The sequence below is a fragment of the Halomonas sp. AOP30-A1-24 genome, from assembly GCF_052378165.1.
Taxonomy (GTDB): Bacteria; Pseudomonadota; Gammaproteobacteria; order Pseudomonadales; family Halomonadaceae; genus Vreelandella; species Vreelandella citrativorans.
The window spans coordinates 1-25751 of sequence record NZ_JBQSXL010000037.1 but is presented as its reverse complement, the minus strand read 5'-3'; the positions used below and the strand labels follow the sequence as shown (position 1 = coordinate 25751).

Sequence of the window (25751 nt, the reverse complement as noted above, 5' to 3'; positions counted from 1 at the left end):
CTAGGTGCTGATCCTGAACAGTGCTTGCGCGGTACCAATCGTAAATTTGAACGCCGTTTTCGCTATGTTGAGCATGCCTTAAACGCGGCCCATCGACCGATAACGGAAGCCTCGCTGGACGAGATGGAAGCTCACTGGCAGGCGGCTAAACATCAAGAATAAAGCATAAATTGATCATTAATAATGACGCGACCCCGCTAGGAGGCCTTGCCAATGAGTCACGACCTGCACGAATCGCTGCGCGATAACGTACGCATTTTAGGAGATAGTCTGGGACGCACCATAGCGGACGACCTGGGACAGGCATTTGTAGATAAAATTGAGACGATCCGAGCGCATGCCAAGCAAGGTCGTCAAGGTGACTCACTCCAGCAGCGCGCACTTATTGAGTATTTACGCCAGTTACCTGAGCGTGACCTGCTACCCGTTACACGTGCTTTTAACCAGTTCTTGAATCTTGCCAATATTGCCGAGCAGCACTATCGCGCACGTTTTCGCCGTGTAGAAGACTACAAACCCGGCACCCAGCCGACTCTCAACGGGCTGCTTGAGCGGGCCCAACTGGCAGGTAATTCACCGCGTAAGCTGGTCGAAACACTCGCCAATATGCGGGTGGAGCTGGTGCTTACTGCCCATCCGACAGAAGTTATTCGCCGTACGCTAATCCAAAAATACGACGCAATTGATGAGTGCCTAACCGCCATCGAAGGTTCTGGCGACTATCCTGAGCGCGGTAAGCGCGCTCACGGGCGGTTAGAAGAACTGATTAGCCAGGCATGGCATACCGATGAAATTCGCCATGAGCGGCCAACCCCGGTTGATGAAGCCAAATGGGGGTTTGCGGTTATCGAGAACTCGCTATGGCAAGCCGTGCCTGATTTCCATCGTGATCTGGATAATTTACTGCTGGATACTGCCGGTGAGCGCCTTCCGCTGGATGCTGCGCCCATTCGCTATGCTTCATGGATGGGGGGCGACCGGGACGGCAACCCTAATGTTACTTCACGGATCACCCGGGAAGTGCTACTTCTGGGGCGCTGGATGGCCGCAGACCTTTACCTGCGCGACCTGGAACAGCTTAAAACCGAGCTTTCCATGTGGAAGGCCAATAGCGCACTAAAAGCGGAAGTGGGCGATGTCGCCGAGCCGTATCGCGAACTGCTTAAACGCCTTTTAGCCAAGGTGGAAGCAACCCGGGACTGGGCCAAGGCGAAGCTGGATGGCCGTAATTACGACGGCGGGCCGATTATTGAAACCCGCGACCAACTTTATGCGCCGCTGCTGGCCTGCTACCGCTCTTTATGCGATGTGGGTTTGGACACCATTGCCAATGGTGCCTTGCTCGATACGCTGCGCCGCGTCGCCGTGTTTGGAGTCACGCTGACCAAGCTGGATTTACGTCAAGAAGCCAGCCGCCACGCCCAAGTGATCGAAGAACTCACCAGCACATTAGGCCTGGGACACTACCAGGAGTGGAACGAAGCTCAGCGCCAGGCATTCCTACTGGAAGAGCTGGCGTCTAGTCGACCACTGATCCCACGCCGTTGGGAGTGCTCTGCCGAGTGTCGTGAAGTGCTGGATACCTTTAAGGTCATCGCCCAGGAGCATTCAGAGGCACTGGGTACCTACATTATTTCCATGGCGGGCGAGCCGTCAGATGTGTTGACCGTTGCGCTGTTAATGAAAGAGGTGGGTGGCCAAGTCACGCTGCCCATTGCACCTCTGTTTGAAACCCTCAACGACCTGGATCACGCGGGTGCGGTTGTCGAACAGCTCCTATCGCTGCCTGGTTACCGAGCACTGATTAATGACCGTCAGGAAATCATGATCGGTTACTCCGACTCTGCCAAGGATGCCGGGCAACTGGCGGCGGCCTGGGCGCAGTATCGGGCTCAGGAAGCGCTGGTGAATGTGTGTGAAAAACACGGTGTTGACCTGACCCTGTTCCACGGCCGCGGCGGCACCGTCGGCCGTGGGGGCGGCCCCGCTCACGCAGCCATCTTGTCGCAGCCGCCGGGCTCGGTAAACGGCAGTTTACGGGTGACTGAACAGGGAGAAATGATCCGCTTCAAGTTCGGCCAGCCGGATATCGCGCTGCGGTCAATGGAAATTTACGCTTGCGCGGTGCTTGAAGCCACCTTGCTACCGCCACCGGCGCCTGACGCCCGCTGGCGCGAAGAGATGGATAAGCTCGCCCACATTGCGCACGTCGGTTACGTGGGCGTGGTGCGCGAGGACCCTGACTTTGTGCCTTACTTCCGTGCGGTAACGCCAGAGGGGGCGCTCGGTAGGTTGCCGCTGGGGTCACGCCCCACCAAGCGGCGCCAGGACGGTGGCGTTGAAACGCTGCGTGCGATTCCGTGGATTTTCGCCTGGACCCAAATTCGCCTAATGCTGCCCGCATGGCTAGGCAGTGGCGAAGCGTTCCTGCAGCGCCTGGAAGAGCCCGGCGGACGCGAGCTGCTCCAGGACATGCGCGATCAATGGCCATTTTTTGGCACTTATCTGGATATGTTGGAAATGTTACTGGCCAAAGCTGATGTGGCCATTGCGGCTTACTATGAGCACCGGCTAGTGGATGAGCCATCCTTAAAAGCCCTGGGCAAAAAGCTCCGCGAGCGTTTTGAGCGCTTGGAAAACGTGGTGCTGGAAATACTCGAGCAGGATGAGTTGCTTGAGAAGACGCCACTGATCCGCCAGGCCATTGACGTGCGTAACCCCTACATTGACCCGCTGCACGGGTTGCAGGCTGAGCTTTTACAGCGTAACCGCGACGCCGATGGTGCGATCAGCGGCGACCTTTCCCGGGCGCTAATGGTGACCATGGCAGGTATCTCGGCGGGGCTGCGCAATACGGGTTAATTAGCGGCAACATTAGAAGTGCGTATACCGCCAGTACGGCTGGCGGCATTTATGTATGTTCTTAGGAGGCGGCAATGAATTTGGATGCTCAAGCGGTGTTGCAGTTCTGGTTTAATGAACTAACCCCGGCGCAGTGGTTTAAGAAAGACGCCGAGATGGACGCCGCTATCATGGCGCGTTTTGGAGAGCTGCACGGCCATGTTGCCCAGTGCGAATGTTATACATGGCGGGATACACCGCAGGGGCGTCTGGCCGAAATTATTGTGCTTGATCAGTTTTCGCGCAATATGTACCGCGATAATGCCCGCGCGTTTGCGTTTGATGCGCTCGCGCTTGCTCTCGCCCAGGAAGCCGTGGCAGCAGGTGCCGACATGGCGTTAACGCCTGAAGAGCGCAGCTTTTTATATATGCCCTATATGCATAGTGAATCGAAAACGATTCATGCCCAGGCAATGGTGCTATTCGACCAGCCTGGGCTTGAAAACAATCTTGATTTTGAAGTTCGTCATAAGGCGATTATTGACCGCTTTGGTCGTTACCCTCATCGCAATATGCTATTGGGGAGAACGTCCAGCGATGAAGAAGTCGCCTTTCTAGAACAGCCTGGCTCCTCTTTCTAGCGGCGCTTTTATCCACTTTTAGCCTTACGGCGTGTTATGTCATTACGAAAATCGACTCGAATCAATAAGTATATTAGTGAAAGCGGCCTTTGCTCGCGCCGTGAGGCAGACCGCTATGTAGAGCAGGGCAATGTCTGGATCAATGGCCGTCGTGCGACAACCGGTGACCAGGTAATGGCTGGTGATCGTGTAAAGGTGAATGGTCAGGAAATTGAGCCCCAGGAGGAAGAGGACTTTATTCTGATTGCGCTCAATAAGCCTGTCGGTATTGTGAGCACGACTGAATCGAGTGAAAAAGACAATATTGTTGAGTTTGTAAAGCATGGGGCACGTATTTTCCCCATTGGTCGGCTGGATAAAGACTCTCAAGGGCTGATCTTTTTAACCAATAATGGGGATCTGGTTAATAAAATTCTCCGTGCCAACAACAATCACGAAAAAGAGTACCAGGTAACGGTTAACAAGCCGATTACGGAGGAATTTGTTGAGGGGATGCAAAAGGGTGTGCCGATTCTTGGCCAGGTCACCAAGAAGTGCCAGGTGAAGAAAGTGTCCACTTTTGTGTTCACTGTCACGCTAGTGCAGGGGTTAAATCGCCAGATACGCCGGATGTGCGAATACTTCGGTTATGACGTTACCCAATTAATACGCACGCGGATCATGAATGTGTCTTTGAAGGGGTTGGCATTGGGTGACTGGCGTGATTTAACACCCAAAGAGGTGGAGACCATCGTTGCCCTGACGGAGAGCGCTGACGGTAGTGCAGCGCCGGCTAAGCCGAAAGGCAAGCCTCGGGCACCTACTGGGCAACGTCCACGTAAGGGAAAACCGGGAGCGGGGGCAAAATCCGCTAGCGCTGGCAAAGCGGCGGGCAGTAAAACGCGCTCAAACACCAGGGGCAAGCCCGGTACTTCCAAAGCGCACCCTAACGCAAAAACCGCAGCAGGGGGCAAACCTGCAGCCCAAGGCAAGCGTAGTAGTAAGTCTTTCGGTAAAGGGCAGCCCGGGGCAGGTAAACCAGCCGCGCGAGGAAAAGCGCCGCGTCCCAAAACGAAACGCTAGGCTTTTTAAGCGCTTGCATGGATTAGCCAGGAAACATTCAAAATAAGCGAAGGAGACTTGGGAATCAAAAAATTGCGATAAGGTAAAGTTGCTGAAAATACCTTGTCTCTTCGTGAAAGTGCCAACTAAGGTATTGATACTTGGATATCATTGGAGGACCTTATGATGGCAGAGCATAATCTTCAAGATGCCACCGTTTATACCCAGGACGGTAGTGCGCTAGGCACGGTTTCAGATGACAGTGCTGAAACAAAAGTTGAGATACTCAAGGCAGGGGGAAGCCGTATCTGGGTCGAACGGCATGACCTGAAAGAGTGTGATGGTCAGTGGACACTGGCTGAAAACTACACGGTTTACTCGGCTGATAACGTCAATGGCGACTGGACGGAAGGAGGGGTGGACGACACGGTTGATGACACCTTTCCAGCCAGTGATCCGCCCTCATTTACATTAGGCGATGAAGGTAAGGGGCGTTAAACCTCTCGCCAACATTAAAAAGCGGGAGACGTCATTAAACGGCCTCCCGCTTTTTTTGTGGCGTGTTTTAAGATGAATTATGCCAGCAAGAAGTTGGCAATCAGTTCTTTACCCCCTTCGGTGGCAAAGGATTCGGGGTGAAACTGAATGCCGTGGATCGGATAGTCGCGGTGCTTGACGCCCATCAGCTCGAACTCCCCAGTGGCTTCCCAGTGCTCTCGCTGTTCAAAGTGGATCGCCTCCAGACTACCCACCGCAGCGGTCACTTCCAGGCACTCGGGTAACGAGCCTGCATCAGCAATTAGCGAGTGGTAGCGCATCACCTCAAGCTGGTCCGGCACGCCTTTAAATACCGACTGCTGAGTATGCGTAACGGGACTGATCTTGCCGTGCATGGGGAGCGGTGCTTTCACCACTTGGCCGCCAAACACATGAACAATTCCCTGCATCCCGAGGCAGACACCTAACAGCGGAGTGGTCTTCCCCAGCTCTTTGATGACCTCTGCGCAGACGCCGAAGTAGCGTGGGTCGTCTGGCGAGCCAGGCCCCGGCGAAATAATAATACGGTCCGGCGCCATCGCCACAATATCGGTAAATTGAATCTGGTCGTTGCGCTTTACCACAATCTCGAAATCATTGACCGCGCCACGGTTTTTTTCTGTGGTGAGAATCTCGCCAATAAATTGGTACAGGTTGTAGGTGAACGAATCGTAGTTATCGATGATTAACACTTTCATGCCAGGCTCTCCGAATCCATAAAGGGGGCTAAGGCTTTACGCGTGCCGGCAAATTTACGGCGTATTTCTTCATACTCATCGGCGGCGTTACTATCAAACACGTTGCCACCACAGGTCTGCACATAGGCCCGCTCGCCGTTGACAAACACGGTGCGAATCGGGATCGCAAAAGTGCAGTCACCGTTAAACGAAAACTGGCCAACCGCGCCGCCGTAAGGGCCTCGGCCATCGTTTTCCAGGTCATCGATAATTTTCATGGCTTCAATTTTGGGCGCACCGGTAAGCGTGCCCGCAGGGAAGTTGCTGGCCAAGGCGCTAAACATGTCTTCGCCCTCGGCAATAATGCCGACGATTTCGCTGGAAATATGCTGAACATGGCTAAAGCGCTTAATGTCCATCAGGCTGCGCACTTTTACGGTGCCAAACTGGGCAACCCGGCCAATATCATTGCGATGTAGATCAACGATCATATTGTGCTCGGCAATCTCTTTAGGATCGTTAAGCAGGGTACGGGCCAACTGAGTATCTTCCTGAGGCGTTTGGCCCCGGGTGGTGGTGCCTGCCAGCGGGAAGGTTTCCATTTCACCCTGGCGCAAGCGGAAGAGAAGCTCGGGACTTGCACCGATCAGCTTCTGATCGCCAAACTTCATGTAGTACATCTGAGGGGAAGGGTTAATCGTGCGCAGCTGGTCGTACAGAGCGACCGTATCGCCCTCGATACGAAAGCGCTTTTTAAACCCGACTTCACACTGGAACACCTTGCCGTCGATAATATCCTGCTTGACCTTGGCGACCGCTGCGGCGTGTTCTGCTTGGCTCATGGTGTCGCCAAGCGCGGTGATTTTTAGGTCGTCGCTCTCAATATCCTTAGCGTCGATAAGCGTTTGCAGGAAATCAGAGCGGCTATGGTCGTAATAGAAGTAGGTTACCTCGCCGGTCATCTTATCGAGGATAAGCCCATCTTTATAAAGTCCAAACCGAAACGTATCGAAGTCATCATTGGCTTTTAAAGAAAGCGTAGGCTCGAAATACTGCATCGCATCGTAGCCTAAATAGCCGCTTAGCCCGCCGGCATACTTGCGCGAAATAATATTTTGCGGGATCAGGCTGCGCAGTAATTCATAAGGATTATCGCTTGGGTAGTGCTCGGCCTTGCCGGCACGATCCTCGATGGTCAGCGTTTGGCCATTCGCGTAAATGGTATATTCAGGATCAAATCCAATGATTGAATGACGGGCGATGTGGCTGTCTTCACCCAGCGATTCAAGCATGTAACAGGTATCGAACTGCTTCTCTATTTTTTTGAATAGGCCAAAAAAGTCACAGTCTGCGGCAAGCGTTACGTAATGGGGCTTACGCGACAGAGTAAACGGACGCGGGCCAGCATCTGATTGGGCGTGGATAGTCATGATTCAGCGATCCAGTAATGAGTGAGAAGTGCCTAGCGCGCGCGAGCCGCGAGAAACCGTCGCAATGCCAACCCCCAGCAATTCAGCAATTTTGCGGTGTGGTACGCCATCACGCAGTAAATTAAAAATCTGCAGGCGTTTGCTGATTTCCTGGTACTCTGCCGGCGTCAGAAGGCTTTCAAGTGCTTCATTCATGGCCTCAGAGCTATCAATGGCCACAAGGTAATTAATCAATTCAGTTTGGTAAACATCATCGGTAGAACTGGATATAGACATGCGCGCACCAATGGTTGAATGCCGTACTAGCGTACTAGTACGATATATTGGTTGGCGAAGAAGTCAAGTCGTTCGAGGGGCAAGTCACTCAAAGAGCAAGTCGTTCGATGGAATAGCCCTACGAGTAATTTGGTGCAGCAAGGGCAGGGCACTGGCGTATCAAGTGCGAAGCATTAACGGGCGCTCATCGTCTAATATAACGATATCTTGTTTAAGGAGTGCGGTATGACGGCCTATTTTATTCAAGCATTTATCTACCTTTTGGCGGCAGTCATTGCGGTGCCACTGGCCAAGCGGCTGGGTTTGGGGTCAGTGTTGGGCTATCTTATTGCCGGGGTTACCATTGGCCCGGTATTTGGCTTGGTCGGGCAGGAAACCAACACCATTCAGCACTTTGCCGAGTTTGGTGTGGTCATGATGCTGTTTCTGGTCGGTATGGAGCTTGACCCCAAAAGCCTTTGGGCGATGCGGGTTCGCCTGGTCGGCCTTGGTGGCTTGCAAGTAATCATTACCGCAGCGGCAGGTACGCTGATTGCCTGGTGGTTAGGTCTGGTATGGCAAACCGCGCTAACCGTCGGGTTGATTTTTGCGCTCTCTTCTACCGCTATTGTGTTGCAAACCCTCAATGAAAAAGGCCTGGCGAAAACCGAAGGCGGGCGTAGCGTGTTTTCCGTTCTGCTTTTTCAGGATATAGCGGTTATCCCGATGCTGGCGCTTATTCCGCTTTTAGCACTGCCCGAATTAATGGGGGCACCAGGTGGTGAGCCCGACCATGGTAGCTTCAATTTGGTCGCGCACCTGACTGGCTGGACCCATGCGCTAGTGGTGGTAGGCTCCATTGCTGCGGTGATACTTGGTGGGTATTACCTGGGGCCGTTGCTCTTTCGTTATGTGGTGGGTGCAGGGCTTCGCGAAGTATTTACCGCCACGGCGCTGATGGTGGTTATCGGTATTGCAGCACTTATGAGCCTGGTGAATTTATCGCCAGCACTGGGGGCGTTTTTGGCCGGTGTCGTGCTTGCCAACAGTGAGTTTAAGCATGAGCTGGAAGCCAATATCGAGCCCTTTAAAGGTTTACTGCTGGGGCTATTTTTCATCACTGTTGGTGCAGGCATTAATTTCGATGTGTTGGCGGCCGAGTGGGCCACCGTCGTGTCGTTGGGTATTGCCGTCATTGTTGTTAAAGCGGTCGTGTTATTGGCGCTTGCCTGGTTATTCAAGATCAAGGGCAGCAACTTTTGGCTCTTTGCGCTGAGCCTGGCCCAAGCGGGCGAGTTTGGCTTTGTACTGCTGACCTACAGCGTACAAAGCAGCGTGATACCAGCAGATACCGCGCAAGTGCTCTCGCTGGTCGTCGCCCTTTCAATGTTTTTAACGCCGCTCCTGTTTATTGCTTATGACCGCTTGGTGCTGCCGCACTATCTGGTTGCAAAAGAGGGCCGAGATGCCGATGCCATTGAGGAACAGGCGCCCGTTATCATTGCGGGAGTAGGGCGCTTTGGGCAAATCATCTGCCGCCTGCTGCGGGCCAATAATATCCCGATGGTAGTGCTTGACCTTGAGCTGGAGCAGATCGAAAACTCTCGTCGAATCAATATTAAAAGCTATTTCGGCGATGCCAGCCGTTCTGACCTGTTGGAAAGGGCGGGGATTGAAAGCGCCCGCCTTTTGGTGGTCGCCATTGATGATCGAGAGCGTGCTGTACAGATGACTCAACACGTAAAACACTACTATCCCAACGTGTGGGTGCTGGCGCGCGCTTTTGACCGTGGGCATGGTTATCAACTGCGTGAAGCCGGGGCCGATGATGTGGTGAGTGAAACGTATCATTCCGCACTGGAGCTTGGCGGCCATGCACTATCGGCCATGGGCGTACATCCCATGCGGGCTAAACAAATGACTTGGTCATTTGTACAAAATGAAGAAGCCCATGAAGACGAATTGTTTGAGGCTTGGAAAGAGATCGAAGGCGGTATCAGCTTTAGCCCGCGTTATGGTGAGCTATTTATGAAACTGGAGGAGTCACTGAATAGCGCGATGCAGCAGGACTGGCAGGAACCCAAGCGTGAGGATGTGCCGATTTGGACAGCACCTGTAGAAGACCAGCGGTAGGTTAATAACGCAAACGTACTGAGAGGTAACGACTAAAACGGCAAATGCAGCGAGGCGCTGAGTTGATTGAGATGGCTTAGCGTCGGCGCATCTACGCGCTCATATTCCAAGCGCGTGACCATCTGGTTAAGCGTCATGGTGGCGCCAAAGCCTTGGAGCCAGGCGGTGCCGCCTTCGTCTGCACCCTGAAGCTCATGGGTGTCGCCGCGCCATTCGGTCAGGCCAGATTTAGCGTACATGCTAAAAGCGCCCATACGTACGCCCGCTACAATGGCACCGCCTAAACTAAGCGTATCCATGATCATTGGCGACATGCTGGAGGCAATCGGAACTTCTTCGCTTTCGCGGTAGGCGATTTCAGCGCCAAGATCCAATTGAGGGAGTTGCCAAGGGCTAAAACCAGCGGTTACTCGAAAGCCTGATGTGTAGGTGTCCAGGCTGCTTAAGTCGCTGCCTTCCAGCACCACACCATTGTCCAGTTGCAGGAGTTCACTGTTAGGTGAGGCATACGCGATCACCGGCAACGTGTCATTGGCGGCAGCGGTGAGTAAAGGTAGGGTTGAACCAACAACGCTGTACAGGAGTACCCCAGCCAAGCGTTTCATTGATGTTCCTCATCCTTGGTCTTGATTGTTATCTTGGGGTTTGTACGAAAAGACGCTGAGCGAAGGCCAGACAAGGCAAAAATCAGCGAAAAAACGGAGTTTACATGAGTAAATGAGTATTTTGAGCTGATTTTTAACGCCGTATGGTCGAGCGCAAGCAGTTTTCGTACAAAGCCTAACCAGCATAGCAAGAGGCTTTAACTTCTACCAAATTAATTGCGCGGTTTTGGAGGTTAAACACCAGATTTTTGCCCATTTCCATAAAGCGCTCACCAAAGACCCATTGGGGGGACAAGACAGATGCCTGGGGCGTTTGCTCCTTTCTTCTCTGGCGTTCACGCCACTCCAGCGCTCTATCACTCCAGTCAACGTTATGCTCGACAATAAAACCACAGCAGCTTAATTGCTCAATGAGCGTTTCATGGCTAAGCAGGCAGGAGTGAACGGGCGTTGCCGCCCAGGGAACAGGGTAGCGCAAGGCTTCTGCATTTTGGCCGCTAACGACTTCGTGCATTACCAACTGCCCACCGGGGCGCAGTACGCGGTAGCTCTCGGTAAGTGCCTCGTTAACGTTGGGCACGTTCAACAGGCTGTGCTGAAACACAAGCGCATCAAAGCTGTTATCGGCAAAGGGGAGGGCGCAAGCGTCACCGGTTACCCAATTTAGCGAGGCGCTCTGAGAAGATGTCAGCGTGCTAAGCGTTTTATTAAGTGCGTTAAAGCGGTGGGTGATGTCCAGGCCGGTCATGTGAAAACCTAACGCCGCCCCTTGGCGCATTAATCCTCCCAGTCCCGCGCCAATATCCAATACCCGTAAATGAAGGGCCGGGTCCAGCAGGGCGAGCAGCCGGGCGGAGGCCGTTACGCCGCCTATATGAAGTTGGTCCAGCGGTGCTAACTGATGCAGAGTAGGTCCCGCAGGGTAATGGCGTTGAATCTGCGCTAGCACCTCGGCATCGCGTAGCCCTTGCTGATAATGCGCCGCTAAAGACATTGTCACAATGATGACTCGTCGCCCAACCCCAATTCCTGAATCGAGATTTCGCGCATCTTGAATTTCTGGATTTTGCCCGTCACGGTCATGGGGAATTCATCGACGAATTTAAAGTAGCGGGGGATCTTGAAGTGGGTGATCTTGCCTTTACAAAACTCACGCAGATCTTCACCGCTAATCTCTCCCGCCGTGGCGTTGGGTTTTACCCAGGCAACCAACTCCTCACCATACTTTTTGTCGGGCACGCCGGTGACCTGCACATCGGAAATCGCCGGGTGGGTATACAGAAACTCTTCGATTTCTTTGGGGTAGACGTTTTCGCCCCCGCGAATCACCATGTCTTTAATGCGCCCTACGATCTGGATATAACCCTCTTCATCCATGGTGGCCAGGTCGCCGGTATGCATCCAGCCGGACTCGTCGATGGCCTCACGCGTAGCTTGCTCGTTGTTCCAGTATTTAAGCATGACGCTATAGCCCCGGGTACACAGCTCGCCGATTTCACCGCGAGGTAAGATGGCACCATTGCCGGGATCAACGATTTTGCTTTCCAGGTGCGGCTGGGTACGTCCCACGGTGGAAACCCGCTTTTCAATAGTGTCATTTGCACCCGTTTGGGTAGAAACCGGGCTGGTTTCAGTCATTCCGTAGGCGATCTGTACGCCCTTCATGTTCATCTTGCTGATGACCTGCTTCATGATCTCGGCCGGGCAAATCGAGCCTGCCATGATGCCGGTGCGCAGTGAAGAGAGGTCGGTGCTGGCAAACTCGGGGTGATCCAGCTCGGCGATAAACATGGTAGGCACGCCATAAAGCGCAGTGGCTTTTTGCTCGTGTACGGCTTTGAGTACTTTACCGGGGTCAAAGCCTTCATCGGGGTAAATCATCGCCGCGCCATGGGTCATACAGCCCAGGTTGCCCATGACCATGCCGAAGCAGTGGTAAAGCGGCACCGGGATGACCAAGCGATCTTCGCTGGTAAAACCCATGCTTTCGGCCACAAAAAAGCCGTTATTAAGAATATTGTGGTGAGAAAGCGTGGCGCCTTTAGGAAAGCCGGTGGTGCCTGAGGTGTATTGAATATTGATCGGGTCATCAAACTGAAGGGTGCTTTGCAGATCGTTGACGTCGGTTTGGCTAACCTTGCTCGACTCCTGCATTAAATCTGACCAGCGCCACATGCCGGGATGTTTCTCGCTGCTTAAGTTAATCACGCACTCAAGCTGGGGTAGCTTTAGCGATTTAAGCGCGCCTTCCGCGCTGGTTTTAAGCTCCGGCGCCAGTTCATAGAGCATGTCGCGATAGTTAGAGTTTTTAAAGCTATCCGCGCTGACCAAAAAACGCGCGCCGGATTGGTTAAGCGCGTACTCAAGTTCATGAGTGCGGTAGGCCGGGTTGATGTTGACTAAAATAGCGCCGATTTTGGCGGTGGCGAACTGGGTTAATGTCCACTCGCTGCAGTTAGGCGCCCACATACCGACCCGATCACCACACTTCACGCCAATGGCAAGCAACGCGCGGGCGCAGCGGTTCACCTCTTCGTGAAGCTCGCGATATCGCCAATGAATGTTCTGGTGCAGCACAATCAGAGCGTCGTTATCGGGATATTGCGCGGCGATTTGGTCAAATTTATCGCCGATAGTCATGCCAATCAGCGGTTTGTCAGCGGTACTGCTGGCATAGCTGGGCAGGGCTTGGGTAGATAGGCTGGGGTCATGTAGCGCCATGATGTCTCTCCGTATTTTTTATTGTCTGATCGAACAGGCCGCGCTGATTGGCGTTAGGTTGAGTGTACGCCTCTGGCCAAGGCAACGTTTGAGGTTGGCTTGCGGCCCAGGGCCTGGGTAATCCAGTTGCCGGTATCCAGCACGGCCTGCAAATCAACCCCCGTTTCAATGCCTAAACCTTCCAGCAGGTAGAGCACGTCTTCGGTGGCGACGTTGCCGGAGGCACCTTTGGCATAAGGGCATCCGCCCAAACCGCCGGTCGAGGCATCAATCACGCTAATGCCTTCTTCCATCACCGCGTAAAGGTTGGCAATAGCCATACCGTAGGTGTCGTGAAAATGTGCCGCCAGCTGATCGATCGGCACCTGCACGGATACGGCTTCAATCATTCGTTTGGCCGCCAGCGGTGTACCCACCCCAATAGTGTCGCCGAGGGAAATTTCATAGCAGCCCATGTCATAAAGAGCCTTGGCCACCTGAGCGACTTTCTCGGGTGGAATATCGCCTTCATAAGGGCAGCCCAGCACGCAGGACACGTAGCCACGCACACGCACATTGGCTTCCTGGGCATGCTTGAGCACAGGCTCGAATCGCTCAAGGGATTCAGCAATTGAGCAGTTGATGTTCTTCTGCGAAAACGCCTCAGAGGCCGCGCCAAATACCGCTACTTCATCAACACCTGCAGCCAACGCATTTTCAAGCCCCTTGAGATTAGGGGTAAGGGCCGAGTAAACCACGCCGGGAGTGCGCTTAATGCCGTGCATTACGTCGGCCGCATCGCCCATTTGCGGCACCCATTTGGGCGATACAAAGCTTGCCGCTTCAATATGGCGGATACCGGCATTGGCGAGCCGCTCAATCAGCTCGATTTTAGTTGCGGTAGGCACCATGGCCCCCGGCTCGTTTTGCAGGCCGTCTCGGGGGGCCATTTCGAACAGGCGTACGCGCTGGGGTAGGCAGGATGGGCGCAGTGCCATGGTAAAGCTCCTTATTCGCCAGAGGCGAAGTCGAGTAATACATCGCCCTGGCTAACGGTATCGCCTGCCTGAAAGCGGAAACCTTCCACGCGGCCGTTAGTCGGCGCGGTTATGGTGTGTTCCATCTTCATGGCTTCCATAACCATCAAGGGAATGCCTTTTTCAACGCTCGTACCGGCTTCAACCAATAGCGCTACCACCGTGCCATGCATGGGGGCGGTAAAGCTTGCCTGCACTTCATGCTGGCCGTGATCAATCGCATCGATGCGCTGCCAGTAAAGGCGGGTTTCGCCCTGCGGGTCGACCATGATTAGCACATTGCCATCGCGCTGGGCCTGCAGGCGGCGGCGGTGTCCGTTAAGAGTAATCGCCACAGCATTGCCGGTAAGCGGTTGAAGGCTGGCGCTAAAGGTTTGCCCATTAACGGCGTGGTCATTAATGGTTAGGTGCCACTCTGAGTCGCCCGGGTGTCGCTTGCCTTCTACTACCACCAGAGGGCTTGCATCCTCCGGCGCTTGAGAGTGCTTGGGATCATGCAAGGCAATACGCACCGTGCGCGGCGCGTTAAGCCGAAACCCATCGTGGCGATCCCAGGGCGAGTTGCTTTCGCACTCCTGGGCCAGCTGATGTAACGCCAGTAACGCGGCGCTGGCATACTCTTCAGACTGATAGTGGTGCGCGGCAAACAGGGTGGCCTCGTGGCGCTCGATAAACCGCGTATCCAGCTCTACGTTCTTAAACGCGGGGTGAGTCGCCAGGCGCTGCAAAAAAGCCCGGTTGGTGACCACGCCCTGTATGTCGAGGGCCGCTAGCGCACGGTTAAGCGTAGCCAGGGCGGCATCCCGGTCACTGCCATGCACAATCAGCTTGGCAAGCATGGGGTCGTAGTGCATGGAAACCGTATCACCGCTTTCCACACCGCTATCCAGGCGCACCTGCTCAGCCTTTAAGTCGGTGCCCGCTAAATCGAGCGCAAAGCGAGTCAACTGGCCCGTGGCGGGTAAAAAGTCCTGGTCAGGATCTTCGGCATAAAGGCGTGCTTCAAAGCTATGCCCGGTGATCGTTAAATCTTCCTGTGTGCTAGGCAGCGATTCACCCATCGCCACGCGCAGCTGCCACTCGACCAGATCCTGGCCGGTGATCATTTCCGTCACCGGGTGCTCGACCTGCAGACGAGTGTTCATCTCCATAAAGTAGAACGCCTCGCCTTGGCCTGGCGAAGCATCCAATAGAAACTCAACCGTGCCCGCGCCCACGTAGCCAATTTCCTGAGCGGCGCGCACAGCAGCATTACCCATCGCTGTGCGTAGTTCCGGCGTCATGCCCGGGGCGGGAGCTTCTTCGAGGACTTTCTGGTGGCGGCGTTGAACGCTGCAGTCGCGCTCGAACAGGTACACGCCGTGGCCATGGCGATCACAAAACACCTGTACTTCCACGTGACGTGGCTGCACCAGGTATTTTTCTATCAGCATACGATCATCGCCGAAAGCGGCTTTAGACTCGCGGCGACAGCCTTCCAGCGCCGCCTGAAAGGCCTCGCTGTTTTCGACCACGCGCATACCTTTGCCACCACCACCGGCGCTGGCTTTGAGCATGACCGGGTAACCGATGTTGTCGGCCTCGGCCCGGAGCAGGTCATCATCCTGGTTATCGCCGTGGTAGCCCGGCACCAGCGGTACATTGGCATTGGCCATGCGCGCTTTGGCGGCTGATTTATCCCCCATGGCGGCAATGGCTGACGCGGGTGGCCCGATAAAAGTAATACCCGCTTCTTCGAGCGCTTTTACAAAGGCGCCGTTTTCTGAAAGAAAGCCGTAGCCAGGGTGAATGGCACCACTGCCGGTGCGCTTGGCGGCGTCAATCACCGCTTCGATATTTAGATAACTTTCCCGCGCGGCGGCAGGGCCAATACGAATGGCTTCATCGGCTTCACGCACATGGCGGGCGTTGGCATCGGCATCGGAATACACGGCAACGGTTTTAAGCCCCATACGGCGTGCGGTGCGCATTACTCGGCAGGCAATTTCACCTCGGTTGGCGATCAGCAACGTGTCAAAGGGCGTGGTACGCAGGTTAGGTTCAGACGACGTTAGGTGGCTCATGAGCGGCGCTCCTTGGCATTGCCGGATAAAGGCGTTTCAGCCCAGGCGGGGCGACGCTTTTCAAAAAATCCAGCCAGTCCTTCCTGGCCTTCCTCGCTAACCCGCAGCTTGGCGATTACCTGGCAGGTTTGTTCGCGCGTGGCGTCAGAATCAGGCGACTGGCTGACCGTTTGGAGCAGCGTTTTGGTAGCCTGCTGTGCCTGCGGTGAACCAGCGAGCAACGTTTCCAGCATGGCATCTACTGCGCTATCCAGTGCGCTGTGTTCAACGACCTGATGGGCCAGGCCCAGGCTGAGCGCCGTAGACGCATCGATGACTTCGGCGCTCAACGCGTAGCGGCGCATCTGGCGCGCGCCGAGTGCACGCTGCACATAGGGGCTGATGACCGCAGGCGAGAGGCCAATCTTGACTTCTGAAAGGCAGAACCTGGCTTTATCGGAAGCAATAACGATATCGCAGCAGGTGGCCAAACCTACGGCGCCGCCAAAGGCCGCACCCTGAACCCGGCACAGCGTGGGGCAGGGCAGCGTATCCAGGCTATGCATCAGCGTGGCGAGCTTGCGCGAATCAGCCAGATTGTCGTCAACGTCGTAGTCGACCATGCGCTTCATCCAGTTCAAATCCGCGCCCGCTGAGAAGCTGTTGCCTTCAGAGCCCAGCACCACCACGCGTACCTCACCGCTTTTAATCAACGGTTGAAGCTTGTCGAGGTGTGCGTTCAGCTCGGCAATTAGCTGGTCATCAAAGGCGTTGTGAACGTCCGGGCGATTAAGGGTTAAGCGGGCAACACCTGCATCCATGGTTAACGTTGAATTCGTCATGATAGGCCCCTTACATCCGGAACACGCCGAAGCGTGTCTCTTCAATCTCGGCATTCATGGCCGCGGCCAGCGCTAAGCCCAGTACATCGCGGGTTTGTAGCGGGTCAATTACGCCGTCGTCCCATAGCCGGGCACTGGCGTAGTAAGGGTGGCCCTGGTGCTCATACTGTTCGCGAGTGGGCTGCTTGAACGCCTCTTCGTCATCGGCAGTCCATTCTCTGCCTTCGCGCTCATACTGCTCGCGCTTAACCTGGGCCAGTACACCAGCGGCCTGCTCGCCACCCATGACGGAAATACGTGCATTGGGCCACATGAATAGCAGGTTAGGGTCATAAGCGCGGCCGCACATACCGTAGTTACCCGCCCCGAAGCTTCCGCCAATCAGCACGGTAAACTTGGGCACCTTCGCGCACGCCACGGCGGTGACCAGCTTGGCGCCATGCTTGGCGATACCTTCGTGCTCGTACTTGGAGCCCACCATAAAGCCGGTGATGTTCTGCAGGAAAATCAACGGAATCTTGCGCTGGGCGCACAGCTCAATAAAGTGGGCGCCTTTGACGGCACTCTCTGAAAACAGCACGCCGTTATTGGCCACAATACCCACCGGGTGGCCATGGATATGCGCAAATCCGGTGACTAAGGTGTCGCCGTAATAGCGTTTGAATTCATCAAAATCAGAGCCGTCGACGATGCGTCCGATGACTTCGCGAACATCAAAGGGCTTTTTAAGGTCGGTGCCCACAATGCCGTAAAGCTCCAACGGGTCGAGCTTGGGCGGCTCGGGCGCCTGCATGGCAAGCTTGCCGCGCTTTTGCCAGTTCAGGCGCGAGACACAGGCGCGGGCAAGCTGCAGGGCATGCATATCGTTTTCGGCATAATGGTCGGCCACGCCGCTGACTTTGGCATGCACATCGGCACCGCCCAACGCTTCGGCGCTGATGCTTTCACCGGTGGCCGCTTTGACCAGCGGCGGGCCGCCCAAAAAGATGGTGCCTTGCTCTTTAACGATGATCGATTCATCGGCCATGGCAGGCACATACGCGCCGCCTGCCGTGCAGGAGCCCATCACCATGGCAATTTGCGGAATGCCTTCGGCCGACAGGGTGGCCTGGTTATAGAAAATGCGCCCGAAGTGGTCGCGGTCAGGGAAGACTTCATCCTGACGGGGTAGAAAGGCACCGCCGGAATCGACCAGATAAAGACACGGCAGGCGATGCTTACGGGCGATTTCCTGGGCGCGAATATGTTTTTTGACCGTCAGCGGAAAGTAGGTGCCGCCTTTTACCGTGGCATCGTTGGCCACAATCACGCATTCAACGCCTGATACGCGCCCAATGCCGGTCACCACACCGGCGGCCGGTACGTCGCTTTCATACACCTTGTGAGCGGCAAGCGCTGAAAATTCTAGAAAGGGCGAGCCTTCGTCGATCAAGTGATCGATGCGGTCACGCACAAATAGCTTGCCACGGCTCTCATGACGCTCACGAGATTTAACGCCGCCACCCTGGGCAACGGCAGCGGTGAGTTCATGCAGCTGGGTAACCACGCCGCGCATCGACTGCTCATTGGTCTGAAAGAGCTCGCTACGCGGATTAATCTGAGTGCTGAGAATGCTCATGGCGCGCCTCTACTGGCTTTCGGTGAAGAGTTCACGGCCAATCAGCATCCGCCGAATTTCACTGGTACCCGCGCCGATTTCATACAGCTTCGCATCACGTAGCAGGCGCCCGGTGGGGTATTCGTTGATATAGCCGTTACCGCCCAACAGCTGAATGGAATCCAGCGCTACCTGGGTGGCTTTCTCGGCGCAGTAGAGGATGACGCCAGCGGCATCCTTGCGCGAGGTCTGGTCGCGATCACACGCGGCCGCGACGGCATACAGGTAGGCGCGGCAGGCATTCAGCGTGGTGTACATGTCTGCCACTTTGCCCTGCACCAGCTGGAACTCGCCAATCGACTGATTAAACTGTTTGCGCTCATGGATATAAGGCATCACGACATCCATGGCGGCCTGCATGATGCCGACCGGCCCGGCAGCCAGCACGGTACGTTCGTAGTCCAGCCCGCTCATCAATACGCGCACACCTTTGCCTTCTTCGCCCAGCACATTTTCAGCGGGGACCTCGCAATCCTGAAACACCAGCTCGCAGGTGTTGGAGCCGCGCATGCCCAGCTTGTCGAGCTTCTGTGCCGTGGCGAACCCCGGCATGCCTTTTTCGATCAAGAAAGTGGTAATACCTTTGGAGCCAGCGTCTGGATCCGTCTTGGCGTAGACCACCAGCACATCGGCATCGGGGCCGTTGGTGATCCACATTTTGTTGCCGTTTAAAATGTAGTTATCGCCGACTTTTTTAGCCCGCAGCTGCATGGAGACCACATCGGAGCCAGCGCCGGGTTCGGACATGGCAAGCGCGCCGACGTGTTCGCCGCTGATCAATTTGGGCAGATACTTGGCTTTCTGTTCGGCGGAGGCGTTGCGCTTGATCTGGTTCACGCACAGATTGGAGTGCGCACCGTAAGACAGCGCAACCGATGCGCTCGCCCGGGAGATCTCTTCCATGGCGATACAGTGGGCAAGATAACCCATGCCGCTGCCGCCATCCTCTTCAGACACGGTGATACCTAAAAGGCCCATGTCGCCAAACTTCTTCCATAAGTCGTTGGGGAATTCATTATTACGGTCGATTTCCGCAGCGCGCGGGGCAATTTCGTTGGCGGCGAAGGCATTGACCTGCTCGCGCAGCATGTTCATTTCGTCATCAAGACCGAAATTCAGTTCTGAGTAGAGAGAATGCATGGTCAATCACCTGTTTATTAGAAATTGTTTATTAGAAATCGTTTATTGAAAATAGTTGTTGAGTAGGTAATGAGGCGCCGCTAGCGTTTGTATGATGAGCCAGTCTGGTACGACGGGGCAGAGTTTATGAAACGTCAGGAGGTGGGCGAGGGCGCTTCGGTGTGTTTTTCGTCAAACGCCTCTTTGTCATGAAGCTCATCTAACGCTTGGCGGCAGCGAATTTCGGCGTTCTCAAGCTCCAGCTGCATCATGGCGATATCTTTCATTTGTTGCTCAAGAGCGGCCCGTCGTTCGCTGATTTTGTTCAGCATCAGTAAAAGCTGCTTTTCACTCCCTGTGCGGGATTCATCCCACAGCTCAAACAGCTCACGAATCTCCGCCAGTGAAAGCCCTAACCGTTTACCTCGTAAGGTCAATTTAAGCCGTACGCGGTCCTGGCTGCTGTAAATACGCGTTTGGCCCCGCCGTGCTGGGTAAAGCAGCTCCTGATCTTCATAAAAGCGAATGCTGCGCGTGGTGATATCAAACTCGTTGGCTAGGTCGCTGATCGAGTAGGTTTTGCTCATCGTCGTTCTCTTTTTTTAAAGGTTTGCTTTTACGAAGCGCTTACCCTGAGGCTAAAACAAGTTTACGTTAACGTAAAGTCTCTATTGTAGGGTTAACGCTAGCAGAGTGGTTGCACAGCGATAATTTAGGCGATAAGTTGACGTACACGTTAACAAATAAATTTGATCAGCCGATGCTGGCGCCATTGGGTAATGCGTGGCAGCGAGGGGTGACAAAGGCTTTTCAGCGGAGATTGGCCATGAACTTTGAGTTGAGTGAAGACCAGGTAGCCTTTGCCGAGTTGGCGCGAGCCTTCGCCCAAAATGAGCTTGAGCCCCATGCTGCACAATGGGACGCCGAAGCTATTTTTCCCGTAGACGTTATTCGTAAGGCTGGCGAGCTGGGCTTCTGCTCGCTTTACGCGCCGGAAAGCGTCGGAGGGCTTGGTCTCTCACGGCTGGATGCCAGCATTATCTTCGAGCAGCTTTCAATGGGCTGTACCTCCACCACGGCGTATCTCACCATTCATAACATGGTGACCTGGATGCTCGCGGACTTCGGCCAGCCAGAGGTGGTTAAGCAGTGGGGCGCAAAGCTTGCAACCGGCGAGCTTCTGGGGTCGTACTGTTTAACAGAACCCAATGCGGGCTCCGATGCGGCCTCGCTTAAAACCTCGGCCAGGCGTGAGGGCGATGCGTATGTGCTCAACGGCAGCAAAATATTTATTTCTGGCGCGGGCAGCACCGATTTTCTGGTAGTGATGGCACGTACCGGTAGCGAAGGCGCGGGTGGAGTTTCGGCATTTGCAGTAGATGCCAAGGCCGAAGGCATCAGCTATGGGCGCAAGGAAGACAAGATGGGTTGGAACAGCCAGCCCACCCGAATGATTACCTTTGAAGACGTGCGCGTACCCGCGAATAATCTGCTGGGTAACGAAGGCGACGGCTTTAAAATCGCCATGAAAGGGCTAGACGGCGGACGAATTAATATCGCCACCTGTTCTATTGGCACCGCCCAGCAGGCGCTCAATAAAGCGCGTGACTACCTGCTGGAACGCCAGCAGTTCGGCAAGCGTTTAGCAGATTTTCAAGCGCTACAGTTTCGCCTGGCGGATATGGTCACCGAGCTGGTCGCCGCCCGCCAGCTAGTGAGAATGGCCGCTGCCAAACTGGATGCCGGTCATGCCGACGCTACCACCTACTGCGCCATGGCCAAGCGCTTTGCCACCGATGTAGGCTTTAAAGTGTGTGATGAGGCGCTACAGCTTTATGGCGGCAATGGCTACATTAAGGAGTACCCCATGGAACGCTATGTGCGCGATACCCGCGTACACCGCATTCTGGAAGGCACCAATGAAATCATGCGCCTGATCATTTCGCGCCGGGTACTCGCCGAAGGTGCCGCTGAGCTGTAAAACAGGGCTGCCGACATGATCGCGGTCGCCATTCGAGCCGATACGTAAGGATGCTGAATGAGTAGCGTACTGTTTACCGAACACGCCACCCAGGACGGCCACACGGTGGTTGAAATCAAGCTTAACGCTGAGCGTTCGCTCAACGCGTTAACACTGGACATGATCGACGCCATTCTGCCGCAGCTGGATGCCTGGGAGGCGGACGAGCGGGTTGTCGCCATACTGCTGGATAGCGCTGGTGAAAAAGCCTTTTGCGCCGGTGGTGATGTGGTCACGCTGTATAAAGCGATTAACGGAGAAGCTGACCCAAGCTTTCCCGAGCGCTTTTTTGAAAGAGAGTACCGCCTGGATTATCGGCTGCACACTTACCGCAAACCAATTATTTGCTGGGGCAGCGGCATTGTAATGGGCGGCGGTATGGGCCTGCTCAGCGCCAGTAGCCACCGTGTGGTGACTGAAACCTCTCGGCTGGCCATGCCGGAAGTGACGATTGGCCTTTATCCGGATGTGGGTGCCAGCTGGTTTTTAAACCGCCTGCCGAACGGCATGGGGCGTTTTCTGGCCATGACCGGCGCGCAGATCAATGCATCAGATGCTCTTTACCTGGGCCTTGCCGGCCGTGGCATTGCCAGCCATCGCCGGGAAGAATTACTTCAGCAACTGACCAGTGCCACTTGGGGAAGCGGTGAAAAGACCGATGCCCATGGCGTGGTCAATCAAGCGCTGCGTGAGCTTGAACAAGCCTCTAAAGCAGAGTTTGCCGCGCTGGAAACCCCCATACAACACTTCGCGCCATTAATACGCGAGCTGATGGACCACGATACCATCGAGCAAAGGGTGGCCGCCGTTCTGGCGGTAGAAAGCGAGGATAAATGGTTCAGCAAAGCGCAAAAGACGCTGGCACATGGTAGTCCGGTCTCCATTCGGCTTATCCATGAGCAGCTAACGCGTGCCCGGCACATGTCGCTTGCCGAGGTGTTCCAGGCAGAGCTGGCGCTTTCTGTGCAGTGCTGTCGCCACCGGGAGTTTCCAGAAGGCGTACGCGCATTACTGGTGGATAAAGATGGCTTGCCAGGCTGGACGTATTCAGCGGTAGGGGAAGTGGAAGATCACTTTATGGATGCGCTGTTAGCATCGCCGTGGCCCGATAGCCCGCTTGCGGACCTGAAGTAAGTAAAAGCCGTACCGCCGGGGTGCTAAAGCGGACACTGCCAACATTTCATGATCAACGGTTATTACCAGCAGCTCGTTACTCGCCGTTTGTTATTAGCTGCTTTTTATTAACTGTTTGTTATTAGCTGCTTTTATTAACAATAAGGACAATCGTTATGGCTACTGTGGCATTTATTGGTTTAGGCAATATGGGCGGCCCGATGGCGGCTAACCTGGCGAAAGAGGGTCATACCGTGCGTGCGTATGACCTTTCTGAACAAGCGCTTGAAGCCGCTAAAGAGCACGGCTGTGAAGTGGCAGGCTCGGCGCGTGAAGCCGCCGCCGAGGCTGACTTTGTTATCTCCATGTTGCCTGCAGGCAAGCACGTGAAGGCGCTTTACGTTGATGGCGATGAGGCGTTGTTCGAGGTGATCAAACCAAGCGCTTTGGTGATTGACTGCTCCACCATTGATGCCGACACGGCGCGCAGCGTCGCGGCCATTGGCGAACAGCGCGGGATCGACTTTGTCGATGCTCCGGTATCGGGTGGGGTGAGCGGTGCGCTGGCGGGTACGCTGACGTTTATTGTCGGCGGGTCAAAGGCCCAGTTTGAAAAAGTGACGCCTGTGCTAGGCGTAATGGGCAGAAACATTTTCCACGCGGGCGACCATGGGGCAGGGCAAGTGGCCAAGGCGTGTAACAACATGCTGCTTTCGGTGTTGATGGCGGGTACCTGCGAAGCGATCAACATGGGCGTCAAAAATGGCCTCGACCCTGCGGTGCTTTCTGACATTATGCGAAAAAGCTCCGGCGGCAACTGGGTGCTCAATGTTTACAACCCCTACCCAGGCGTAATGGAGAACGTACCCGCTGCCAACGCGTATCAGGGCGGGTTCCTAGTGGACCTGATGATGAAAGACCTGGGCCTTGCCATGGATATCAGCCAGCAAAGCGCCTCCCCCGTGCCCATGGGGTCCGCCGCCCGCACACTGTTTACCCAACACAAGGCAAACGGCAACGGCCAGCTCGACTTCTCAAGCCTGATACAGTTCTATCAGGATAAAGAGGGTGAAGGGTGAAGTCGCCCCCGCACCCAAGCTACCTTTATCTCATGGCGTGATCAGGTAAACTCTTAAAAAAACCAACCAATAAGGAACGTTATGATTACGCTTTGGGGCCGCGATAACTCTACCAATGTTAAAAAAGTGCGCTGGGTGCTTAACGAGCTGGAAGTACCGTTTGAACAAATTCAGGCGGGGCTCCAGTTCGGGGTCAACAACACACCTGAATACCAGGCCATGAACCCTAATGGGTTGGTGCCGTTACTCAAGGACGACGCCACCGACAGCCTGTTGTGGGAATCCAATACCATCATCCGCTACCTGGCCGCGCAGTATGGCCAAGGGAAACTGTGGATTGAGCAGCCTGCCAAGCGCGCCCAGGAAGAAAAATGGATGGACTGGGCCAACAGCACGCTTTCCCCTGCGCACCGAGTAATTTTAATGGGCTATGTGAGAACGCCCGAAGCGCAGCGCGATAACGCCGCCATTGAAGCAGGCATGCAAGCCTGTGAAAAACTGTTTGAACTGCTGGATAACGCACTCGCCAACCAGGCATGGTTCTCTGGCGAAGCGTTTGGCCTGGGCGACATTGCCGTTGCGCCCTTCGTTTATAACCTATGGAACATCGGCCTCACCTGGCAACCGCGCCCCCACTTGGAACGCTGGTATCAGCAGCTAACCGAGCGCCCCGTGTTCCGCGACGTGGTGATGATCCCGGTTACCTAAACCTAAACCGCCTCATACGAATAGCCGCACCCTTCGCGGGTGCGCTAACGCTTACACCGCGCTACAAAATCTGAAATATGCGAAATTTCAAACCTGTAGCGCGTGGTAACAAGTAGCGAGCGCAGAGAGAAACGCGACACCCGCAGCGGCGGCCCGGCGCGAAAGGGCGGCGCAGCCGCCCCAAGCCCGAGCAAGCCTAAAACCCCGCCTCCAACACAGCCAACTCACCATCCAGCCCGAGCAACACTTCACAACCCACCCCATGCCGCTCGGCCCGCTCAATCAAAGGCCCCAAAATCGCTCCACGCTCGGTAAGCCGCTTGGCCTCTACATCCTGCAACATCGATGCCTTGTTATTCGCCGTTTTCTCAATAACATTCCACACCAACGCCAACCACGCATCCAAATCGCTACCACCATCGGGCGCTTGAATACCCTCGGCCACCATAATCGCCGCCACTTCCTCAACAACCGCCTCAACACGGCCTGCGTAAGCAGAGCCACACAACTCGCCATTACGAATCCCATTTAACGCCACCAATGGATTAATCGCCGCATTCACCGCCAGCTTCTGCCACAGGCGGCTGCGAATATCATCCACCGCCGTGGCCGCAAGCCCCGCTTGGCTAAGCTGATGCGCTAACCGCTGTGCCAACGCACCGTGGCGATTCGTCAGATCCCCCACAAACGTATGCCCACGCCCCGCATGCACCACGCCATCATCACCGGTTAAATAAGCGCCTTCCGTCGTGGTCGCACACAACACCGGCCCCGGCCAACGTTCAGTCAGCCTCGGCTGAGCCAAAAAACCGTTCTGCCACAACACCAGCGGGGTAGTTGCGGGAATAACGCCCGCCACGCTTTCCAACGCCGCTTCAGCAGCCATCGCCTTGGTAGTGATATGTACAAAAGCAGGCGGCGCTGGCGCTTTGGCTACTCGTTGCGAGGTGGTTATCACGTTTAAGTGCTGGCTACGTGAATCGCCTTCGGGTGTTGTTATTGTTTGTTGCTCAGGTAGCGCGCGGCGACCGATTAGCGTGACGTCAGCTAGTGGGGAAAGTGAATGAGCCAGTAGGCGGCCGATGGCGCCGGGGCCGAGAATCCAGTGTGAGGTCATCAAGTGCGTACTCAGGAGCGGTGTTGCTGTTCAGCTTACCCTTTTTGTTGCAAGGAAATGAAGGCGAGTAAGAGTGATGGTATGTAAGGCTAATTTCTAGCCCGGATTTCTCACAGGGTATAAAAGAAAGCGGCTGAAAGTGCTATGATTTCAAGAG

General features: G+C 55.0%; 22 protein-coding genes and 1 pseudogene. 10 read left to right on the top strand and 13 right to left on the bottom strand.

Features of this window, described 5'->3' with window-relative positions:
- The 5 genes and pseudogenes from ACT3TJ_RS16230 to ACT3TJ_RS16210 all read left to right on the top strand — a co-directional run.
- Window positions 1-162 (top strand): annotated as a pseudogene (locus tag ACT3TJ_RS16230) (nucleoside triphosphate pyrophosphohydrolase); the annotation flags it as partial.
- Window positions 163-213: 51 nt separating this feature from the next.
- Window positions 214-2862 carry a phosphoenolpyruvate carboxylase gene (gene ppc / locus ACT3TJ_RS16225; RefSeq protein ID WP_444666024.1) on the top strand — a complete coding sequence of 883 codons (2649 nt, stop codon included), beginning with the start codon at window positions 214-216 and terminating at the stop codon, window positions 2860-2862.
- Window positions 2863-2936: 74 nt separating this feature from the next.
- Window positions 2937-3482: a DUF924 family protein gene (locus ACT3TJ_RS16220; protein ID WP_441677092.1), complete on the top strand. Its 546-nt coding sequence runs from the start codon at window positions 2937-2939 to the stop codon at window positions 3480-3482.
- Between the two features lie 36 nt (window positions 3483-3518).
- The gene (gene rluF / locus ACT3TJ_RS16215; protein WP_444621443.1) at window positions 3519-4544 is read left to right on the top strand and encodes a 23S rRNA pseudouridine(2604) synthase RluF; all 1026 of its coding nucleotides are present in this window, start codon (window positions 3519-3521) and stop codon (window positions 4542-4544) included.
- A 162-nt stretch (window positions 4545-4706) separates the two neighbouring features.
- Entirely contained in the window at window positions 4707-5021 is a 315-nt protein-coding gene (locus ACT3TJ_RS16210) for a hypothetical protein (protein ID WP_172116419.1), read from the top strand.
- A gap of 77 nt (window positions 5022-5098) precedes the next feature.
- Here ACT3TJ_RS16210 and ACT3TJ_RS16205 read toward each other — a convergent pair whose 3' ends face one another.
- From ACT3TJ_RS16205 to ACT3TJ_RS16195, 3 genes are read right to left on the bottom strand one after another with little or no spacing between them, the layout of a single operon-like run.
- Window positions 5099-5758, bottom strand: coding sequence for an anthranilate synthase component II (locus tag ACT3TJ_RS16205; protein WP_172116420.1), 660 nt, complete (start codon window positions 5756-5758; stop codon window positions 5099-5101).
- Window positions 5755-7167, bottom strand: coding sequence for an anthranilate synthase component I family protein (locus ACT3TJ_RS16200; RefSeq protein ID WP_444621445.1), 1413 nt, complete (start codon window positions 7165-7167; stop codon window positions 5755-5757). The genes ACT3TJ_RS16205 and ACT3TJ_RS16200 overlap by 4 nt, the downstream gene beginning before the upstream one ends.
- A 3-nt stretch (window positions 7168-7170) precedes the next feature.
- Window positions 7171-7443, bottom strand: coding sequence for a Trp family transcriptional regulator (locus ACT3TJ_RS16195; RefSeq protein WP_444621446.1), 273 nt, complete (start codon window positions 7441-7443; stop codon window positions 7171-7173).
- A 225-nt stretch (window positions 7444-7668) separates the two neighbouring features.
- Here ACT3TJ_RS16195 and ACT3TJ_RS16190 point away from each other — a divergent pair, with 225 nt between their 5' ends.
- Window positions 7669-9555 (top strand): monovalent cation:proton antiporter-2 (CPA2) family protein, encoded by a 1887-nt coding sequence (locus ACT3TJ_RS16190; protein ID WP_444621447.1) that lies wholly within the window; start codon window positions 7669-7671, stop codon window positions 9553-9555.
- 32 nt (window positions 9556-9587) lie between these two features.
- On the opposite strand, the gene ACT3TJ_RS16185 is transcribed toward ACT3TJ_RS16190, so the two are convergent.
- From ACT3TJ_RS16185 to ACT3TJ_RS16145, 9 genes are all read right to left on the bottom strand, one after another.
- A complete protein-coding gene (locus tag ACT3TJ_RS16185; RefSeq protein ID WP_172116423.1) occupies window positions 9588-10160 on the bottom strand; it encodes a hypothetical protein in 573 nt (190 codons plus the stop codon).
- Window positions 10161-10335: 175 nt separating this feature from the next.
- A complete protein-coding gene (locus ACT3TJ_RS16180; protein ID WP_444621461.1) occupies window positions 10336-11154 on the bottom strand; it encodes a class I SAM-dependent methyltransferase in 819 nt (272 codons plus the stop codon).
- Between the two features lie 2 nt (window positions 11155-11156).
- Complete coding sequence (locus ACT3TJ_RS16175; RefSeq protein WP_444621448.1) at window positions 11157-12881, bottom strand: AMP-binding protein; 1725 nt, start codon at window positions 12879-12881, stop codon at window positions 11157-11159.
- A 53-nt stretch (window positions 12882-12934) separates the two neighbouring features.
- Entirely contained in the window at window positions 12935-13858 is a 924-nt protein-coding gene (locus ACT3TJ_RS16170) for a hydroxymethylglutaryl-CoA lyase (RefSeq protein ID WP_444621449.1), read from the bottom strand.
- A gap of 11 nt (window positions 13859-13869) precedes the next feature.
- Complete coding sequence (locus ACT3TJ_RS16165; protein WP_444621450.1) at window positions 13870-15960, bottom strand: acetyl/propionyl/methylcrotonyl-CoA carboxylase subunit alpha; 2091 nt, start codon at window positions 15958-15960, stop codon at window positions 13870-13872.
- A complete protein-coding gene (locus ACT3TJ_RS16160) occupies window positions 15957-16781 on the bottom strand; it encodes an enoyl-CoA hydratase/isomerase family protein (RefSeq protein ID WP_444666022.1) in 825 nt (274 codons plus the stop codon). The genes ACT3TJ_RS16165 and ACT3TJ_RS16160 overlap by 4 nt, the downstream gene beginning before the upstream one ends.
- Before the next feature lie 10 nt (window positions 16782-16791).
- Window positions 16792-18399 (bottom strand): carboxyl transferase domain-containing protein, encoded by a 1608-nt coding sequence (locus tag ACT3TJ_RS16155; protein ID WP_444621452.1) that lies wholly within the window; start codon window positions 18397-18399, stop codon window positions 16792-16794.
- 9 nt (window positions 18400-18408) lie between these two features.
- The gene (locus ACT3TJ_RS16150) at window positions 18409-19578 is read right to left on the bottom strand and encodes an isovaleryl-CoA dehydrogenase (RefSeq protein WP_444621453.1); all 1170 of its coding nucleotides are present in this window, start codon (window positions 19576-19578) and stop codon (window positions 18409-18411) included.
- Between the two features lie 134 nt (window positions 19579-19712).
- A complete protein-coding gene (locus tag ACT3TJ_RS16145; protein ID WP_444666020.1) occupies window positions 19713-20144 on the bottom strand; it encodes a MerR family transcriptional regulator in 432 nt (143 codons plus the stop codon).
- Window positions 20145-20383: 239 nt separating this feature from the next.
- On the opposite strand from ACT3TJ_RS16145, the gene ACT3TJ_RS16140 reads away from it, so the two are divergent.
- From ACT3TJ_RS16140 to ACT3TJ_RS16125, 4 genes are all read left to right on the top strand, one after another.
- On the top strand, window positions 20384-21538 hold the full coding sequence (locus tag ACT3TJ_RS16140) for an acyl-CoA dehydrogenase family protein (RefSeq protein WP_444621454.1): 1155 nt from the start codon (window positions 20384-20386) through the stop codon (window positions 21536-21538).
- A gap of 57 nt (window positions 21539-21595) precedes the next feature.
- Window positions 21596-22711 carry an enoyl-CoA hydratase/isomerase family protein gene (locus ACT3TJ_RS16135; protein ID WP_444621455.1) on the top strand — a complete coding sequence of 372 codons (1116 nt, stop codon included), beginning with the start codon at window positions 21596-21598 and terminating at the stop codon, window positions 22709-22711.
- Between the two features lie 155 nt (window positions 22712-22866).
- A complete protein-coding gene (gene mmsB / locus ACT3TJ_RS16130; protein ID WP_444621456.1) occupies window positions 22867-23769 on the top strand; it encodes a 3-hydroxyisobutyrate dehydrogenase in 903 nt (300 codons plus the stop codon).
- A gap of 81 nt (window positions 23770-23850) precedes the next feature.
- On the top strand, window positions 23851-24477 hold the full coding sequence (locus ACT3TJ_RS16125) for a glutathione S-transferase family protein (RefSeq protein WP_444621457.1): 627 nt from the start codon (window positions 23851-23853) through the stop codon (window positions 24475-24477).
- 196 nt (window positions 24478-24673) lie between these two features.
- Here ACT3TJ_RS16125 and ACT3TJ_RS16120 read toward each other — a convergent pair whose 3' ends face one another.
- Entirely contained in the window at window positions 24674-25594 is a 921-nt protein-coding gene (locus ACT3TJ_RS16120; RefSeq protein WP_444621458.1) for a ketopantoate reductase family protein, read from the bottom strand.
- Between the last annotated feature and the right edge of the window lie 157 nt (window positions 25595-25751).

What these genes read in the sequence shown, in the direction of transcription:
- ppc (WP_444666024.1), top strand. Translation starts at nt 214, where the DNA reads ATGAGTCACGACCTGCACGAATCGCTGCGCGATAACGTACGCATTTTA.
- ACT3TJ_RS16220 (WP_441677092.1), top strand. Translation starts at nt 2,937, where the DNA reads ATGAATTTGGATGCTCAAGCGGTGTTGCAGTTCTGGTTTAATGAACTA.
- rluF (WP_444621443.1), top strand. Translation starts at nt 3,519, where the DNA reads ATGTCATTACGAAAATCGACTCGAATCAATAAGTATATTAGTGAAAGC.
- ACT3TJ_RS16210 (WP_172116419.1), top strand. Translation starts at nt 4,707, where the DNA reads ATGATGGCAGAGCATAATCTTCAAGATGCCACCGTTTATACCCAGGAC.
- ACT3TJ_RS16205 (WP_172116420.1), bottom strand. Translation starts at nt 5,758, where the DNA reads ATGAAAGTGTTAATCATCGATAACTACGATTCGTTCACCTACAACCTG.
- ACT3TJ_RS16200 (WP_444621445.1), bottom strand. Translation starts at nt 7,167, where the DNA reads ATGACTATCCACGCCCAATCAGATGCTGGCCCGCGTCCGTTTACTCTG.
- ACT3TJ_RS16195 (WP_444621446.1), bottom strand. Translation starts at nt 7,443, where the DNA reads ATGTCTATATCCAGTTCTACCGATGATGTTTACCAAACTGAATTGATT.
- ACT3TJ_RS16190 (WP_444621447.1), top strand. Translation starts at nt 7,669, where the DNA reads ATGACGGCCTATTTTATTCAAGCATTTATCTACCTTTTGGCGGCAGTC.
- ACT3TJ_RS16185 (WP_172116423.1), bottom strand. Translation starts at nt 10,160, where the DNA reads ATGAAACGCTTGGCTGGGGTACTCCTGTACAGCGTTGTTGGTTCAACC.
- ACT3TJ_RS16180 (WP_444621461.1), bottom strand. Translation starts at nt 11,154, where the DNA reads ATGTCTTTAGCGGCGCATTATCAGCAAGGGCTACGCGATGCCGAGGTG.
- ACT3TJ_RS16175 (WP_444621448.1), bottom strand. Translation starts at nt 12,881, where the DNA reads ATGGCGCTACATGACCCCAGCCTATCTACCCAAGCCCTGCCCAGCTAT.
- ACT3TJ_RS16170 (WP_444621449.1), bottom strand. Translation starts at nt 13,858, where the DNA reads ATGGCACTGCGCCCATCCTGCCTACCCCAGCGCGTACGCCTGTTCGAA.
- ACT3TJ_RS16165 (WP_444621450.1), bottom strand. Translation starts at nt 15,960, where the DNA reads ATGAGCCACCTAACGTCGTCTGAACCTAACCTGCGTACCACGCCCTTT.
- ACT3TJ_RS16160 (WP_444666022.1), bottom strand. Translation starts at nt 16,781, where the DNA reads ATGACGAATTCAACGTTAACCATGGATGCAGGTGTTGCCCGCTTAACC.
- ACT3TJ_RS16155 (WP_444621452.1), bottom strand. Translation starts at nt 18,399, where the DNA reads ATGAGCATTCTCAGCACTCAGATTAATCCGCGTAGCGAGCTCTTTCAG.
- ACT3TJ_RS16150 (WP_444621453.1), bottom strand. Translation starts at nt 19,578, where the DNA reads ATGCATTCTCTCTACTCAGAACTGAATTTCGGTCTTGATGACGAAATG.
- ACT3TJ_RS16145 (WP_444666020.1), bottom strand. Translation starts at nt 20,144, where the DNA reads ATGAGCAAAACCTACTCGATCAGCGACCTAGCCAACGAGTTTGATATC.
- ACT3TJ_RS16140 (WP_444621454.1), top strand. Translation starts at nt 20,384, where the DNA reads ATGAACTTTGAGTTGAGTGAAGACCAGGTAGCCTTTGCCGAGTTGGCG.
- ACT3TJ_RS16135 (WP_444621455.1), top strand. Translation starts at nt 21,596, where the DNA reads ATGAGTAGCGTACTGTTTACCGAACACGCCACCCAGGACGGCCACACG.
- mmsB (WP_444621456.1), top strand. Translation starts at nt 22,867, where the DNA reads ATGGCTACTGTGGCATTTATTGGTTTAGGCAATATGGGCGGCCCGATG.
- ACT3TJ_RS16125 (WP_444621457.1), top strand. Translation starts at nt 23,851, where the DNA reads ATGATTACGCTTTGGGGCCGCGATAACTCTACCAATGTTAAAAAAGTG.
- ACT3TJ_RS16120 (WP_444621458.1), bottom strand. Translation starts at nt 25,594, where the DNA reads ATGACCTCACACTGGATTCTCGGCCCCGGCGCCATCGGCCGCCTACTG.